This window comes from Catenovulum adriaticum, from assembly GCF_026725475.1.
GTDB lineage: Bacteria > Pseudomonadota > Gammaproteobacteria > Enterobacterales > Alteromonadaceae > Catenovulum > Catenovulum adriaticum.
Genome location: NZ_CP109966.1, coordinates 444,503 through 458,427, shown reverse-complemented (window position 1 = coordinate 458,427; position 13,925 = coordinate 444,503). Strand labels below are relative to the sequence as shown.

Below are 13,925 nucleotides of genomic sequence, written 5' to 3'. Positions count from 1 at the left end.
TTGTTAGTTTTTGAAACAAAGCGATGAAAGTAACTTAATACTAACGACCATATAAGTATCAAGGTTTAGCTAAAATCATGCTTTTAAAATCAGCTAAAATTTAATTTTTAAAATAATAATTGTTACTTTTCATGCTTTTACATGAATATTGTCTTTGTAAGTTTGTAAAAAATGACATGAAATTTCATTTTAGAAATAGGCTTTTGGCCTATATTTAAAGTTAAATTAAGCCGTTTCCGTAAAATAATGACAAGTAAATTGCAGCGCTTCGACTTTAAATAGCGTACCGACTCGCATTTAGCATGAGCCCAATTTAGGGTTGATCAAACATAATGAGCTTAAAAAATAAATGATATATACAGAGTTAGATTGGAATACTTTTCTTAGAGCCATCATCCCTTTTATTGCCGCCAATATATTTTTAATGGTACTGATTTATTTTACTATCGTCCGCTCCCGCATTGGTAGTGCCTATCCGTTTTATGCAACTTTTATCAGCTGCATTATTTTGTTTTTATCGGGTCCAATTATTAATCTTATGCCCATTGATAATGCTAAACGATGGTTTGATTTAGTTAGAAACGTGTTGTTATTTAGTGTCGGTATGCCGGCTCTGTTATATGGCCTGTTTATACAGGCTGAAATTAAAATTCGGCGTGAATTTTTTATGTTTGCTCTTGTACTGGGCATAAGTTGGTCGGCTTTGTTTATAATGGCACCGCCTTTTTATTATCATCACCTTGATCAGCTCCCTTGGCCGAGATTATTAGATAGTATTACCAATCAACATATTTATCTGTCTCAAATTTTTGTTGTGACAATCCAACTGTTAATACCGAGTTTGTTTATACTAAGCCGACCCATTAAACGCTATGTAGGGGTTTTAGTATATGGTGTTTTGTTACTGTATACCTGTATATGCATTGGTAATGCGTTAGAACAATGGGTTGTTTATTATGGTGGTTCAGGCTTAACCGCGATTATTTGGGCTTGGGCCATATATCGTGATATTCAAATGACCAACGACAAAGTAAAACAGCATTATTTACACCAAAGCTCGCTCGCTATCGCGCAATACGCGGCACCGTTAAATACTAAATTTACGGAGTATTACCCAGACAGTATTAACGAATCTTATCCTTTTAAAGAACGTGAAGCATTAATAGAAACCGTTAGCGCAGCCCGTAGTGGCTTAGTTGCTGGCCGGGTAACAAACTTATTGCACGCGTTAAAAAGTTTTAGCCAGCATAATGTCGATACCTATCGGGTACGCGCCAAAGAAGTATTGTTTATGTTGTTTGACGCGTCAATATTCAACAGTGGCAATGCTGCAAATTTACTCGAACGGTTAGAAGAAAAAGGACAAACCTTAGAAACCACAACATCATTTAAAGATATTGATAAAATTATTCTGCAAGAAGCCAGCTTTTTAGCAAAATTAAGCGGTGAAGCTAATGAATCGCCAGCAGATACCGCCTTAGTCGATAAAATCAAAACATATATTTTAAGTCACTATAACCGTGATATCTCCATTAATGACATAGCCAATGAAATCGGTGCTAGCCGTTCACACATTACTAAAACATTTAAAAATATAACGGCGCAAACCATTAACCAGTATTTAATTGATGTGCGTATTAACAAATCTAAGGATTTATTAATAACCATGTCGGTAACAGAAACCGCATTTGAAATAGGCTTTAATAACTCGGCCTATTTTTCGACTGTATTTAAAAAACAAACGGGCAAAACACCTAAAGAATATCAACAGTCGATTACAAGTACTAAAAATGGTTAATGATCATTGGAAACAAAAAAAACTCCCTGAACATGTACTGAATAAAAATCAAGCATATTTAAACCAGTCAGTATGTTATTGCCAGCCCCTAACCATTGATATATGATCCATATACATATCGTATATAGGGTGTATTATGGGAATTGTTAAAATTGATGACGAATTGCATGGGGAGATTCGTAAAGCGAGCTCAGTTATGGTTCGATCTATTAATGCTCAAGCTGAGTATTGGATCAAAATTGGAATGCTAGCCGAGGCCAACCCCAGTATGTCTTTTTCTGAAATCATGCGCGATCAATTAAAGCTGGCTGACGTTAATATAAGGAAAGCTGCTGGTGGCTAACGTAAAACTAAAAAGTGCTGACGAATTGAATGTAATGCGGGAGTCTGGTCGGCTTTTGGCAATGGTGTTTGAGTATCTCGATGGATATATTGAAACTGGGATTTCAACGATGGAGATTAACGATTTGGCGGAGCGTTATATAATTGATCAGCTAAATGCCCGCCCAGCCAGTAAAGGTCAGTACGGATACCAGTATGCTTTAAACAGCTCGGTAAATCGCGTTGTATGCCACGGCGTGCCTTCTGCTATTCAAAAGCTGAAATCCGGTGATATCGTAAATATTGATATTACATTGGAGCAGGGCGGATTTATCGCTGACTCTAGCAAAATGTACATGATTGGCGATGTGTCTCCAGTCGCTAAACGTTTGGTTGATAAAACCTATGAAGCCATGTGGGAAGGGATACGAAAGGTAAAACCTGGCGCGACTCTGGGAGATGTTGGTCATGCCATTCAAACTCATGCCCAGAAACACGGCTATTCTGTTGTACGCGAATACTGTGGGCATGGGATTGGGCGAGAAATGCATGAAGAGCCACAGGTTTTGCATTATGGTCAGGCAGGTAAAGGCTTAGTGTTAACAGAAGGGATGGTATTTACCATAGAGCCCATGATTAACCAAGGTAAGTCCAAAGTTAAATTAAAAAAAGATGGGTGGACAGTTGTTACCAGTGATAAAAAATTATCCGCTCAGTGGGAACACACCATTGCTGTTACCTCTGATGGTTACGAGGTGCTGACGCTCAGAGCTGAAGAGCGAATTTAATCGGGAAACTAAGTTCAGTGTAACTCTTAACCTTAGCGCCTCATTTATTCTTAAACCGGCTATGATTCGATACTTACCTGATAGATTAGAAATAATCGACATTGCTTGGTACGAACCCAATGCAAATTAGATTTTTCGGTTGCATAGCTATAATGCTTGGTTCTGAGTTCCGTTTTAATTGACTCGATAAATTGAGATTTAGCATCAATAATTCCTTAAACTCAAGTTATTGCTTACTTATACAGTTATAAATGGTGATGTACCAAAAACTCAGATTATTTCTCGCTTTGTTTTTAACAAAGTATTGGTTTCTTGGAGATGAAAGATATTTAACAATATGATTTTATTTGTTTTTTATAATAATGAATTTACATAACGACCCTTTACGTGGCTCGCTTTGACGATAGGCTTGCTTTCTATCTGAAAATTCTTGTTGCTTTTTAAAGAGTTAATGCTTAAGTTTATGAAATTATTAATTTAAAGCTTATTGGAATGGCGTTTATAGGTTCAATATTGAAAAGTTCTATATGCTCTTCTAATGAGTAAGCTGTTAGGGCGGTAAGCAATACCGACATTCCATAGGTTAAAAAGTAGAAAGTAGCGGCAAATACTGAGGATGATATGTCTGATTTGAACTACCAAAAGCAAGCGCAAGATTTTTATGGAAAGGCGCCTGTGATTATTTTGGGCAGCGGTGCCTCAGCAGCTTACGGCATGTCTGGAATGTGGGCATTGGCAAACCATCTGGTAGAAAATACTGACATAACAGGGTTGAATGCAGCAGAAAACGAAACTTGGGAAAAGTTCTGTGAACGTTTGAAGCAGAATGTCGATCTGGAAACTGCTCTACACGATGTAACAGCTTCTGAAGAATTGACATCCCGAATAGTCAAATCTACTTGGGCCTTGATTAACTCTGAGGATAACGAGATCTTTCGGAAGAGCCTCCAAGATAGCGCAATGTTTCCGCTTAGCAGACTTCTTGATCATATGTTCAAAAGTAGTCTCAAAACTATAAATATTGTAACTACTAATTATGATCGATTAGTGGAGTATGCATGCGAACAGGGGCGTATCTATCATTACACTGGGTTCACCCATGGTTTCTTCAGGCAGCTCGCGACACCTTCAGAAATTATTTCGGATCGCAGAGTTAATATTTGGAAGGTTCATGGATCTCTGGACTGGTTCCAGTCCCCTTTAGAAGACACAGTTGCTCTCTCAAATACCCTGTCGGTACCGGATAATTACCAACCTCAAATAGTGACCCCAGGCACTCAAAAATATCAAAAAACTCACCTTGAGCCTTTTCGTTCCATTATTAATAACGCTGATAATGCGCTCAATAACGCTGGTTCTTACTTGTGTATTGGTTACGGTTTTAATGACGAGCATATTCAGCCGAAACTGATGGTGAAATGCCTTCGACAGAAAACACCTATAACGATTATTACTTATAAACTTTCTGACTCTGCCAAAAAGCTTATTCTTGAAGGTAAAGCACAGAATTACCTAGCAATCGAACGGGGCGATACAGACGATCAATCCATCGTTTACTCATCTCTAGATGCGAATCCGATCAAGGTCGAAGCAAATATTTGGAGCCTTGAAGGCTACTTGTCAATCATTATGTAGGAATATATATGTCAATATTCAACTTTAAGGACGAAGACGCGCTTGGAAAGGTAGCCTCCGTTGATACAACAAATGTCATCGTTGAAGTGGAGAACGTCGATCAGCTCAAGCGTTTGCAGGTTAACCATCTTGCCGTTCTTCAAAGCAGTAGGCCGGGACAACACTTGATCGGTCTCATTACACAGGTGACACGCAAGCGTGGTATTGAAGAAGCAATAAATGACGGTATAAATGATCAGGTTTCCGAGTTAAATCTGTGTCGTATCGCCCTTATTGGCACCATGTTAGATCGTGATGGTGAAAAGGAAAACGTGTTCCGACGCACTTTGGAAAGCGTTCCTGAAATTGATGCAAACTGCTTCTCCCTCGAAAGCGAAAATCTTACAGGATTTATGCGTACTCTTTCCAATGTTGCGGCCGATGGAAATTCTCTTACTTTGGGTAAATACACTCTTGACGAGCATGCAGTTGCCTATCTCAATGGCAATAGATTCTTTCAAAGACACGCCTTTATCGGAGGGAGTACAGGTTCAGGTAAGTCTTGGACGACAGCCAAGATCATCGAGCAAATGTCGGGACTTTCCACTGCAAATTCCATCGTTTTCGACCTCCACGGAGAATACTCACCTCTGGTAGGGGATGGCATTCAACATTTTAAAGTCGCCGGGCCTGCGGATGTTGAAACCAAGAAAACCATAGGCGATGGTGTACTCTACCTGCCATATTGGCTGCTTTCGTATGAGGCGCTTGTATCCATGTTCGTTGACCGCAGCGACCAGAATGCACCAAACCAAGCGATGATTATGGCGCGTGAAATCAACCAAGCAAAAAGAATGTATCTAGAGGAAAACAATCAGCATGATGTGTTGACACATTTTACTGTTGATAGCCCAGTGCCATTTAGTCTCGAAGTCCTTGTGGGGCGACTAAATGAGATCAACGTAGAAATGGTTCCTGGAGCTAGGGCTGGTAGCGAGAAGCAAGGTGATTTCTTCGGAAAACTCGCTCGGATGATTTCCCGCCTAGAGAACAAAATATCCGATAGGCGGCTTGGCTTTATGTTCAACGGCGGTGATGACATGTTGGATTTTACGTGGCTGGATAAATTCGTCACTGCCGTACTCGGAAGCACCAGTGAAAATGGAAAAGCCGGAATTAAAATTATTAACTTTTCGGAAGTGCCTTCTGATATTTTGCCGTTAATCGTGTCACTCGTCGCACGGGTTACGTTTTCCGTACAACAATGGACGCCTTCGGATTTGCGTCATCCTATAGCATTACTATGCGATGAGGCTCATCTCTATATGCCGCAGCGTGGGATGGCTGATGCTGCTGACGATATCTCACTTGATATTTTCGAGCGTATTGCGAAGGAGGGGCGAAAATATGGTGTTAGTTTGGTGGTAATAAGCCAACGGCCATCTGAGGTAAATAAGACTATGCTAAGCCAATGTAGCAACTTCGTATCCATGAGGTTGACTAACGCGGAAGATCAGGGCGTTATCAAGCGCCTGCTTCCGGATAGTCTTGGCGGATTCAGCGATATTCTGCCGACCCTAGACACAGGTGAAGCACTTGTTGTTGGGGATGCGAGTCTTTTGCCTAGTAGGATTAGAATTGATGAACCACAAAATAAGCCAAATAGCGGTACGGTCGATTTTTGGGATGAATGGCAGAAGTCAGTTAAAGATAACCGTTTATCAACTGCAGTTGAAAACTGGCGCAAGCAAAATATTCAATGAAAACCCAAAGTGGTCTAGTCTATCGCGCCCTAACAAACGCATGTTGCCGGACTGGTTTTTCGCTGCGCTGCAAACCAGCCGCAAATGCGGGCGTTAGAGCCTAAAGCCTAAAAGCCAGCCATCTATAAAAGATAATAAAAGCAGTTAGTTAGTGATTTTTTGTCTTTGGGTTCGTTGGTTTTTATTCATGAAGTTTTTAAACTTGGCAGCCATTTAGCGGATGTGTTTGATATCTTGTATTAGTTAGCTGCTGACGGGTGAAATTCAGCCGTATTGAAATAGATTTAAGTATTGTTGGTCAATTTCAGGCACAAGCGTTTCGGCTATTAAATTGCACATTAAATAAGGGCTTTGGGTTTTATTTGAATTTAGGTTTGCAGCTGCGTATCACCAGCATACATTCAAATATGATAAGCAAGTTTCCGAAAATGGCATTTTATAAACCCTTATCAACCACAGTTTATATGGATTAACTGTGGTTGATAATGACAGCGATTAAATGCGGCTAGTCTTATATTTTACTCAAATCGTCGCTGAGTTCATCCAAGTTGTGCGCTATGGTCTGAAAGTTTTCAATTGTTTGGTTAAACGATTGGCTAACGTCTGTCATCATGCGGTTGCCAGAGCCTATTACATCTGTACTGGCGTTAATTGCCGATTTAATTTTACTAACCGCCTGTTCACTACGTTCGGCCAGTTCACGTACTTCATGGGCGACAACACCAAATCCACGACCAGAATCCCCAGCTTTTGCTGCTTCTATTGCCGCATTAATTGACAATAATTTTGATTGGCTCGCAAGCCCTTGAATCAGTTCGACTGTTTCTCCGATCAGATCGTTTTTTGTATTAATGTCTGTGATGATTTCCGATAAGTTTGAAAATACCTGATAACAATCCTTTGAGCGTTTTCCGGCTTTTTGCGTATCGGCCTGAATTTCATACACTCGCTCTACTTTTTCGCTTATCAAACGGTTATTATTTTCAATCGTTTGCCGGTTGTTCACATGCGGGGTGACGTTTCTTGTAATGCCAATTATTCCATTTAATTGTCCGGTTTTGGCTTCTGTCCACTGTACTTTGGTGGTAGCCAGCCAGATATCGCCAGCTTGTTCTTCGATATCCTGAAAATGCATTTTTTTATGCATTACGGCTTTTTCATCCGCCCACGCTTTTTCACAAAAATCAGGTGGCATAAAAATATCATCGCTTTTTCCCAACTTTAGTTTGGGGATTGCGTTTAAAAATGAACGATTTGCATATATATAATTATGCTGAGTGTCTTTCACATAAATCCAGTCAGGAATCAAATCCAATACGGTATTATATAAAACTTGCTTTTCATTGACTGTTGTAAGCTGTGATTTGAGCTCACTAATTTCGCAGTCTTTTTGAGCAATTATGTTTTGCAACTGTTGTTGCATTGTCTGTAATTCTGATTCTTTGTCTGTTGTTTCATCTTGATTCTGCGCAAACTGAAAATATAAAAATACAAATAACCCAACAGACAGCCATAACCAGTTTAGCCAGATATCGAAATACAGTGGAATAGCAGCCGCACCAACAACAAACAGCAAAGCAACAAAAAACACATAGGTTTGATTATTTGTTTTGCGGCTCGCTTGGTTTTGAACTTCTGATATTTGATACATATGCTCAACTCCTAAATTAAATTGTAAAATAGTTAATCAAGTTATTCAGGCAACCGCATGAGGTGTTTGCTGCTGCCTAAATGTGCTCAAATAAAATTAGTTAAGCATTTGATTCAGCGTGTAATAAAGCTTATTTACGCTGGGTTTTCGCTGATTGGCACTGGTCAACGCTTTAAATTCAAACATGACCACTTTATCCGCGGTTAACGGCATATCGACCCATAATGTCGTATTATTGTTTGTCAGCCTGACCTTTTGAATATTAAGCTTTTTCAGGTTTTGCTTAGCTGAGCCGTATTCTCCGCTGTACTTGTAGTTCCACTCCGATATTGCAATTTTATTAGCACTGACGGTGTTAGGATCAACCGCTTCAGTAAAATTAATTTTAAAACCACTTTTCGTCAGTTTTATATCCAACACTTCAAACGGGTTGGTGCCGTCCCAAACGATTTTTTCTAAACCAAAAGGTTTACCGCCTTTTGCACCCCAACCGCGTGCCGTTTGACCCACCCATAAATCGCCTTGGCTATCAAAACGTGTACGAATATTGCCACTTTGCATGCCACCGACAAAGTTCATAACAGCCCCCTGATATTGACCATTCACTTTATCCAGCATCACACGAAAGACATTTGACTGGGTTTGATCACCAATAAAAATTTGCCCTTTAAAGGGGCCAAACTGGCCTTCTGTGGTATCCCATTCAGGATTTCCTGGCGAGTTCGCTACTTCAATATGCGGGATCCAAACAACCGGCTTTTCACGCAATTTGTCAAAGTCTGCCGGTGTCATACTGCGAATTTTATCTTTGTTATAATCAGGATGATCAATGAGCGGAATTGGATGCCCGTAAAATTTATTTTCCTGCAAGAGATGTAGCTTAGAGGTTTCAACCCAATCGCCTTGATTATCGGTAAAAAACAACTCATCTTGCGGGCTTATGCCAATTCCGGCGGGTGAACGCAAACCGTAAGCGAATGGTTCAAATTGGCCTTTTGTATTTACCTTAAATGCCCATCCACGATATCCGCCAGCGCTGCCCATAGTGCCAAGCGAAAACGATTTAGGCGCACCATGACTTAAATTGAGAGTTCCGTAATAATTGCCGGCTTTGTCTTTTACTGGGCCAAAAGTAAATTCGTGATAATTATCGTGAAAATTCCAGTCGTCCGTAATTTGAATATAATCATCTGCCTGTCCGTCGTTGTTAATATCGACCAGACGAGTTAATTCTGGCTTTTGCGCAACAATAATGCTGCCATCTTCTTCTACCATTAAACCAGTTGCTTCATGTAAACCATCTGCAAACTTTGTCCAGTTTCCTTGTTTTAAGCGCCAAACTTCGCCCAAACGGGTGGCAACAAATACCTCTTTATTTTTACTGGTGTCTAGGCCGGTTATATGAAAAGGCACATCTTTCGGTAAATCGATGGTTTCGACAGAATATCCGTCAGGCATGTAATTGCCTTTTGGGTGCTCCACGGCATTTACAGCTTGCGTGTTAATAACCATGCCACACAAAATAAATGCACGGATAAACTGATTTTTCATTACATTGAGTTTATTTTGCATTTTATTTTGTTCCTGTCGCGTTTATTTGAATGCTAAAGTGTTTGTTTTGCGCTGGGTTAACCACAAAGGTTTTCCCTTTATTAGTGTTTTTAATTTGACCACCAGTTACTGAAATCGACATGGTTTTGTTTTCAGGTAATTTAAACTGCAAGTCGCTGACATTTGTCGGATTACTCAACACCTGATAGTTCAGCGATAAGGTTTTTCCGTCTGTTGCTACCCCCTGCATCGACAGGTAGACATTTTGTAATTTAAAATCAAATCGGGTTTCAGCCTGCCGGTTGTATTTTATAAACTCGCAATGGTTGCTCTGTGGCATTATTTGGGCATCGCTATTAAATAACCAGTTACCTAAAGGTACGCTTCCGTCTTGTCCTCTGCCTTTGATGTTGGGTCCAATATTTAACATATCTCCTAGCCACACTCCGCTTATTGCACAGCTGCGGGTGTTAAAACCATAATTAACTTTTTCTAACAAACCAACGGCAACGGTATAGGGAGGTAAATCAACCACAACCTTGCGTTGCACCTGAATGGATTTATCCGCTTTTATTGGAAAATCAGTGCCGGCCAGTTGCTGCTCTGCAACTTTTGAAGCGGCAAATAATTTTATGGTGTTTTCTTTATTGGTAACGATCAATGGCGCATTGGTACGGGTGTATTTTGGGAAAGGTTTAGGCGGTGTCGTTAATCTGAATGTTACCTGTTGTTTACCACGCTTAAGCGGCCAGCTGCCACTCCATTGATTACCCATTTTTTTCACGGGCTGGCCATCTATATATACGTCAATTAATACGTGAGGTGCTTTTACGTATAGCACAGTGTCTTGTTCACGTGGTGCATAAAAATCGCCTGTAAATTCAATCGCAAATTCTTCGCTCTCCGGCATACTAAAATCAGGCATATTTTTTAAAGCTTGGCCTTGTTTGACAGGTCTATGGTTTGCTAACTGGGCCCAAGTGCGCGGTTTGTCGCCCCCGAGCGAATATATTTTATAGGTTAAATTGTCCCAACCTTCCCGTTTAGACAATATGTACGCGGTGATTTGTTTAACTTGCTGTTCGTTCAAGATGTTTTTAAAAGCCGGCATACCCGCTTGTGAAAAACCACTTTGAATATTTTTGAATATGTCGGAAGGTTTAGCGCCATGTACCCATTCACCGTCTTTTAAGTTAAAGCCCATCGCACCACTTAAATCGGCGCTATGGCAAGCAGCACAAACCGATTCAAAGGCTTTTTGCCCAGCGGTTAAATGCTTTGCCTGCAAACTCATTGTTTCAATCTGTTTGTCTAGTTCTGTGGTATTACTATGTGCAAGACCGTTGAATAACAGCATGCTCATTAAAATAAATTTAAAATTAAAAGCGTGGTTCATAAGAGTTGTACCTACCCAATAGGAATATTTTTATTAATTCATTGTTCGTATTTTGTTATAAGGAATCTAACGTAACAAAATTAACACATGAAAGTGAAATTTTAAATATAATTTAAAATTTCATTTAACAATAAACATATCTACTTGAATAATTTGGCGGTATTTCATCGTCTTGCTATGTTTCAAAAACAAAGAGGGGACCGTATTAGATTTTAACTTTTGTGAAGAGGCACTTTGTCAATGACCAGAATCAACAAAAACTGTGAGGGTCGATTATAGGTACTAAATATGTGATTATTTTTTGTAATTTTCTAAAAAAGTTAAGGATTATAATAACTTAAAAAATATCGGTCGAAGGTAGCTAAGATTTAAGAAAAGATCTCTAACGTGCGTTCTGACTGTACCTACAAAAATAACAGCTAAACTTGTAAACGAAGCGATTTGTTTGGAATCATCGAAAGTTAAAAATAAAAAGTTAGCAAAACCTATTTTGGATGCTAACTTTGAACAAATTGAAGCGTGTTAAAATACAATCTAGGTTGGTGTGTTAGACCTGTCACTAAAATAGGCTTGCAGTTTCCATTATTTAAATGCGGCTACTAATATCTACATTAAAGGTTTGCGATGACTAGTAGCCTTATAAATTCGTGATGGCAATAAATACCTACCTGCTAAACGCTTTTAACAGGCAATGTAAGATGTAATCAATCTAAAGTCGTTAAATATTTTTCAGCTTCGCCAGCAGCTAGCACAAGGTGATATAAAGTACTGGTTTGCACTTTATCATCTATCACATCACCCGATTTGCCGATGCAATCAACATATAATCCATTTGTTTCATTGGTTACATAGTATTTAAATATGGCTTCAATGGATTTAATAATATGGCTGTCAGTGTCAATTTGAGAATCATTGGCTAATGCAATGGACGCTTTTAAATATTCAGTTAATGACCAGCATCTATGTGTGTGGCTAATTGCTTTACCATTGGGTGTAATTTGATCGTGAAATAATCCGGTAGAGGCATTTAAACCCAGCTCAATTGCGTTTTGAAACAAACTAAGACAATAGTTATCAACTGGGCTGCCAGTAAATGACTGGTATTTTTTTAGTAACCATACCCATTCCAACATATGGCCGGGCTCAACAACTTTGCCACCTTGGCCATTAAAGGGTCGCCAATCTCGCTCAAAAAATTCAAGCAAAACAGTGTCTTTATGATCAAAAAACACTTGTTCAAATAAGCTATATATTTCAGCGGCTCGAGCAAGCCATTTAGCTTGGTTTGTGGCTTCATATAACGCCAAGAAGGCTTCAAATAAATGCATGTGCGGATTTTGACGACGCCAATGGGTTGCATAATCGCCTTCGTTCCAGCCACCTGCATGACCTTTGAATAAGATATCTAATTGACTAACGAGCCGTTGTGCATTATCAAGTGCCGTGTTGTCGTTAAATACTTTATAGCGCCAAGCAAATCCAAGTAGGTGGAATGCACTGTCGTATAAATCAATTTTATCATCCAGTAACATTTTTTCGGGTGAAACTAGGTGCGCAAACAAAGCTTCATTTTTTGGACTTTTTCCACTTTCTAGTAAAAACTGGTTAAGTTTGTCGCTATAAATTTGAGCGTCATTTAGCCAGCCTCTGTCTGTTGCGTAACATACGACAAATTGTTGCCTTGCTTGTACTCTAACCCGCATGTTTGCTTTTTTGTTAGCCATGCCATTTGCTAAAATATGCTCATAGAAAGCGCCAGTTTCTGAATTAAACCCCTGCGCAAGACTAAATGGAATGGCTTTGTTTTTTACCCAGTTAATGTATCTGGATAGCTCGATTTTGACTAAATTATTATCTGGCATCGTTACGCACCTTCAGATTATTGCGGGTGGCATAAGCCGCACCTATTAGGTTGGCATTCTCAATTTTGCAAATCTCAAATGAACAGGGCTCTATTGATAAATTTTTGAGGATACATCTAACTTGAACTTCTATAAGTTGTTTAAATTTTAAATCAGGTGTTAATTGGCTCCAAAATAACCCACCTTCAGCGGTGATTCTGAACGTTCTGCTGCGGTTTTGAATCCAATGATATTTGATCATACCTGCTAATTTCGCGGCAATTAAATTTGCGGCTCGGGTGTAAATTCGGGCAATACATTGTTTATGTATTTTATGGGTTAACTTTGAATTAAATAACGCGGATAAACCGGCAGCACCTTGGCTAATATCTAAGTTTACCTCTGGGTGCGCAAGATTGAATAAATGAGCTAAATACATACCACCAGATGCTTTTTCAAATAATTGATGCCCTGGTTTATCTGATCTTTGATCAAGCATTTCATCAAACTGATTTAAATGTGGCGGATCAAAATTACCCGACTCTAAATTAACCGCTTGTAGTGTGTGTTCTACTGGAAAGAATGTCGCCAAATTTGAGCCCGTACCCGCAATTAAACCTAAGTAATTGTCGACAGGCGATTTACTTAAACCACCTAATAAACAAGCAACTGAATCATTCACTAAATTAACTTGTTCAATGGTTTTGCCGTAATGTTTGCTGAAATAATCGGTTAGGAGTTTACCCATTAACTGATTTTCTGTACCGGCAATATCAATACCTTTGGTCCATTGAACCAAGCGGCTGTCGCCATTTGGTTCGTTTTTAGTTGGATATGAAAAGCAATAACCCAAGGTGGTTACATCGGTTCTGTTTAGTCGGTTAAGCAGCTCACATTGAATGTTTAAAAATTCGTCTAGGCTAAAGCTCACGCCCCGTTTCCAGGGCATACTTGCTTCTATTGCGGGGTCAATTTTAGTTAACTGCCCATTTTCAAAATGCGCTAAACTGGCCCGAACATTTGAGCCTCCAATATCAAGTACGTAGATAGTTTCCTGTCCTTGACTGGATTTGGCGCTAATATAATTAGGCAAAAATTGTAATGAGCTTGGGGTGCTATCTGACAAATTTAAAACGGCCCGATAAAACGAGTTAGCGACATCACAAATTTGTTCAAGCGAGAGTTCAAATTGGCGATACATA

Annotated in this window: 10 protein-coding genes; 5 read left to right on the top strand and 5 right to left on the bottom strand. The window is 39.4% G+C overall.

The features are described 5' to 3' along the window. Positions 1–349 precede the first annotated feature (349 nt). The 5 genes from OLW01_RS15405 (at position 350) to OLW01_RS15385 (ending at position 6,284) form a co-directional block, all read left to right on the top strand. Complete coding sequence (locus OLW01_RS15405; protein ID WP_268076411.1) at positions 350–1,798, top strand: helix-turn-helix transcriptional regulator; 1,449 nt, start codon at positions 350–352, stop codon at positions 1,796–1,798. A 136-nt stretch (positions 1,799–1,934) separates the two neighbouring features. Then, on the top strand, positions 1,935–2,141 hold the full coding sequence (locus OLW01_RS15400; RefSeq protein ID WP_268076410.1) for a ParD-like family protein: 207 nt from the start codon (positions 1,935–1,937) through the stop codon (positions 2,139–2,141). Further along, positions 2,134–2,907 (top strand): type I methionyl aminopeptidase, encoded by a 774-nt coding sequence (gene map / locus OLW01_RS15395; RefSeq protein ID WP_268076409.1) that lies wholly within the window; start codon positions 2,134–2,136, stop codon positions 2,905–2,907. Before OLW01_RS15400 ends, map begins: the two co-directional genes overlap by 8 nt. Before the next feature lie 621 nt (positions 2,908–3,528). Further along, entirely contained in the window at positions 3,529–4,542 is a 1,014-nt protein-coding gene (locus OLW01_RS15390) for an SIR2 family protein (protein ID WP_268076408.1), read from the top strand. Positions 4,543–4,550: 8 nt separating this feature from the next. Beyond that, on the top strand, positions 4,551–6,284 hold the full coding sequence (locus OLW01_RS15385) for an ATP-binding protein (protein WP_268076407.1): 1,734 nt from the start codon (positions 4,551–4,553) through the stop codon (positions 6,282–6,284). Positions 6,285–6,795: 511 nt separating this feature from the next. Here the strand turns inward: OLW01_RS15385 and OLW01_RS15380 are convergent. The 5 genes from OLW01_RS15380 to OLW01_RS15360 all read right to left on the bottom strand — a co-directional run bounded on the left by OLW01_RS15380 (position 6,796) and on the right by OLW01_RS15360 (position 13,924). Then, positions 6,796–7,935, bottom strand: coding sequence for a methyl-accepting chemotaxis protein (locus tag OLW01_RS15380; RefSeq protein ID WP_268076406.1), 1,140 nt, complete (start codon positions 7,933–7,935; stop codon positions 6,796–6,798). A 96-nt stretch (positions 7,936–8,031) separates the two neighbouring features. Further along, positions 8,032–9,507: a DUF7133 domain-containing protein gene (locus OLW01_RS15375; protein ID WP_268076405.1), complete on the bottom strand. Its 1,476-nt coding sequence runs from the start codon at positions 9,505–9,507 to the stop codon at positions 8,032–8,034. A 1-nt stretch (position 9,508) separates the two neighbouring features. Beyond that, positions 9,509–10,882, bottom strand: a complete 1,374-nt coding sequence (locus OLW01_RS15370; protein WP_268076404.1) for a c-type cytochrome — start codon at positions 10,880–10,882, stop codon at positions 9,509–9,511. Positions 10,883–11,586: 704 nt separating this feature from the next. Further along, positions 11,587–12,744, bottom strand: a complete 1,158-nt coding sequence (locus OLW01_RS15365; protein ID WP_268076403.1) for an AGE family epimerase/isomerase — start codon at positions 12,742–12,744, stop codon at positions 11,587–11,589. Continuing rightward, positions 12,734–13,924, bottom strand: coding sequence for a hexokinase family protein (locus tag OLW01_RS15360; RefSeq protein WP_268076402.1), 1,191 nt, complete (start codon positions 13,922–13,924; stop codon positions 12,734–12,736). Before OLW01_RS15360 ends, OLW01_RS15365 begins: the two co-directional genes overlap by 11 nt. Between the last annotated feature and the right edge of the window lies 1 nt (position 13,925).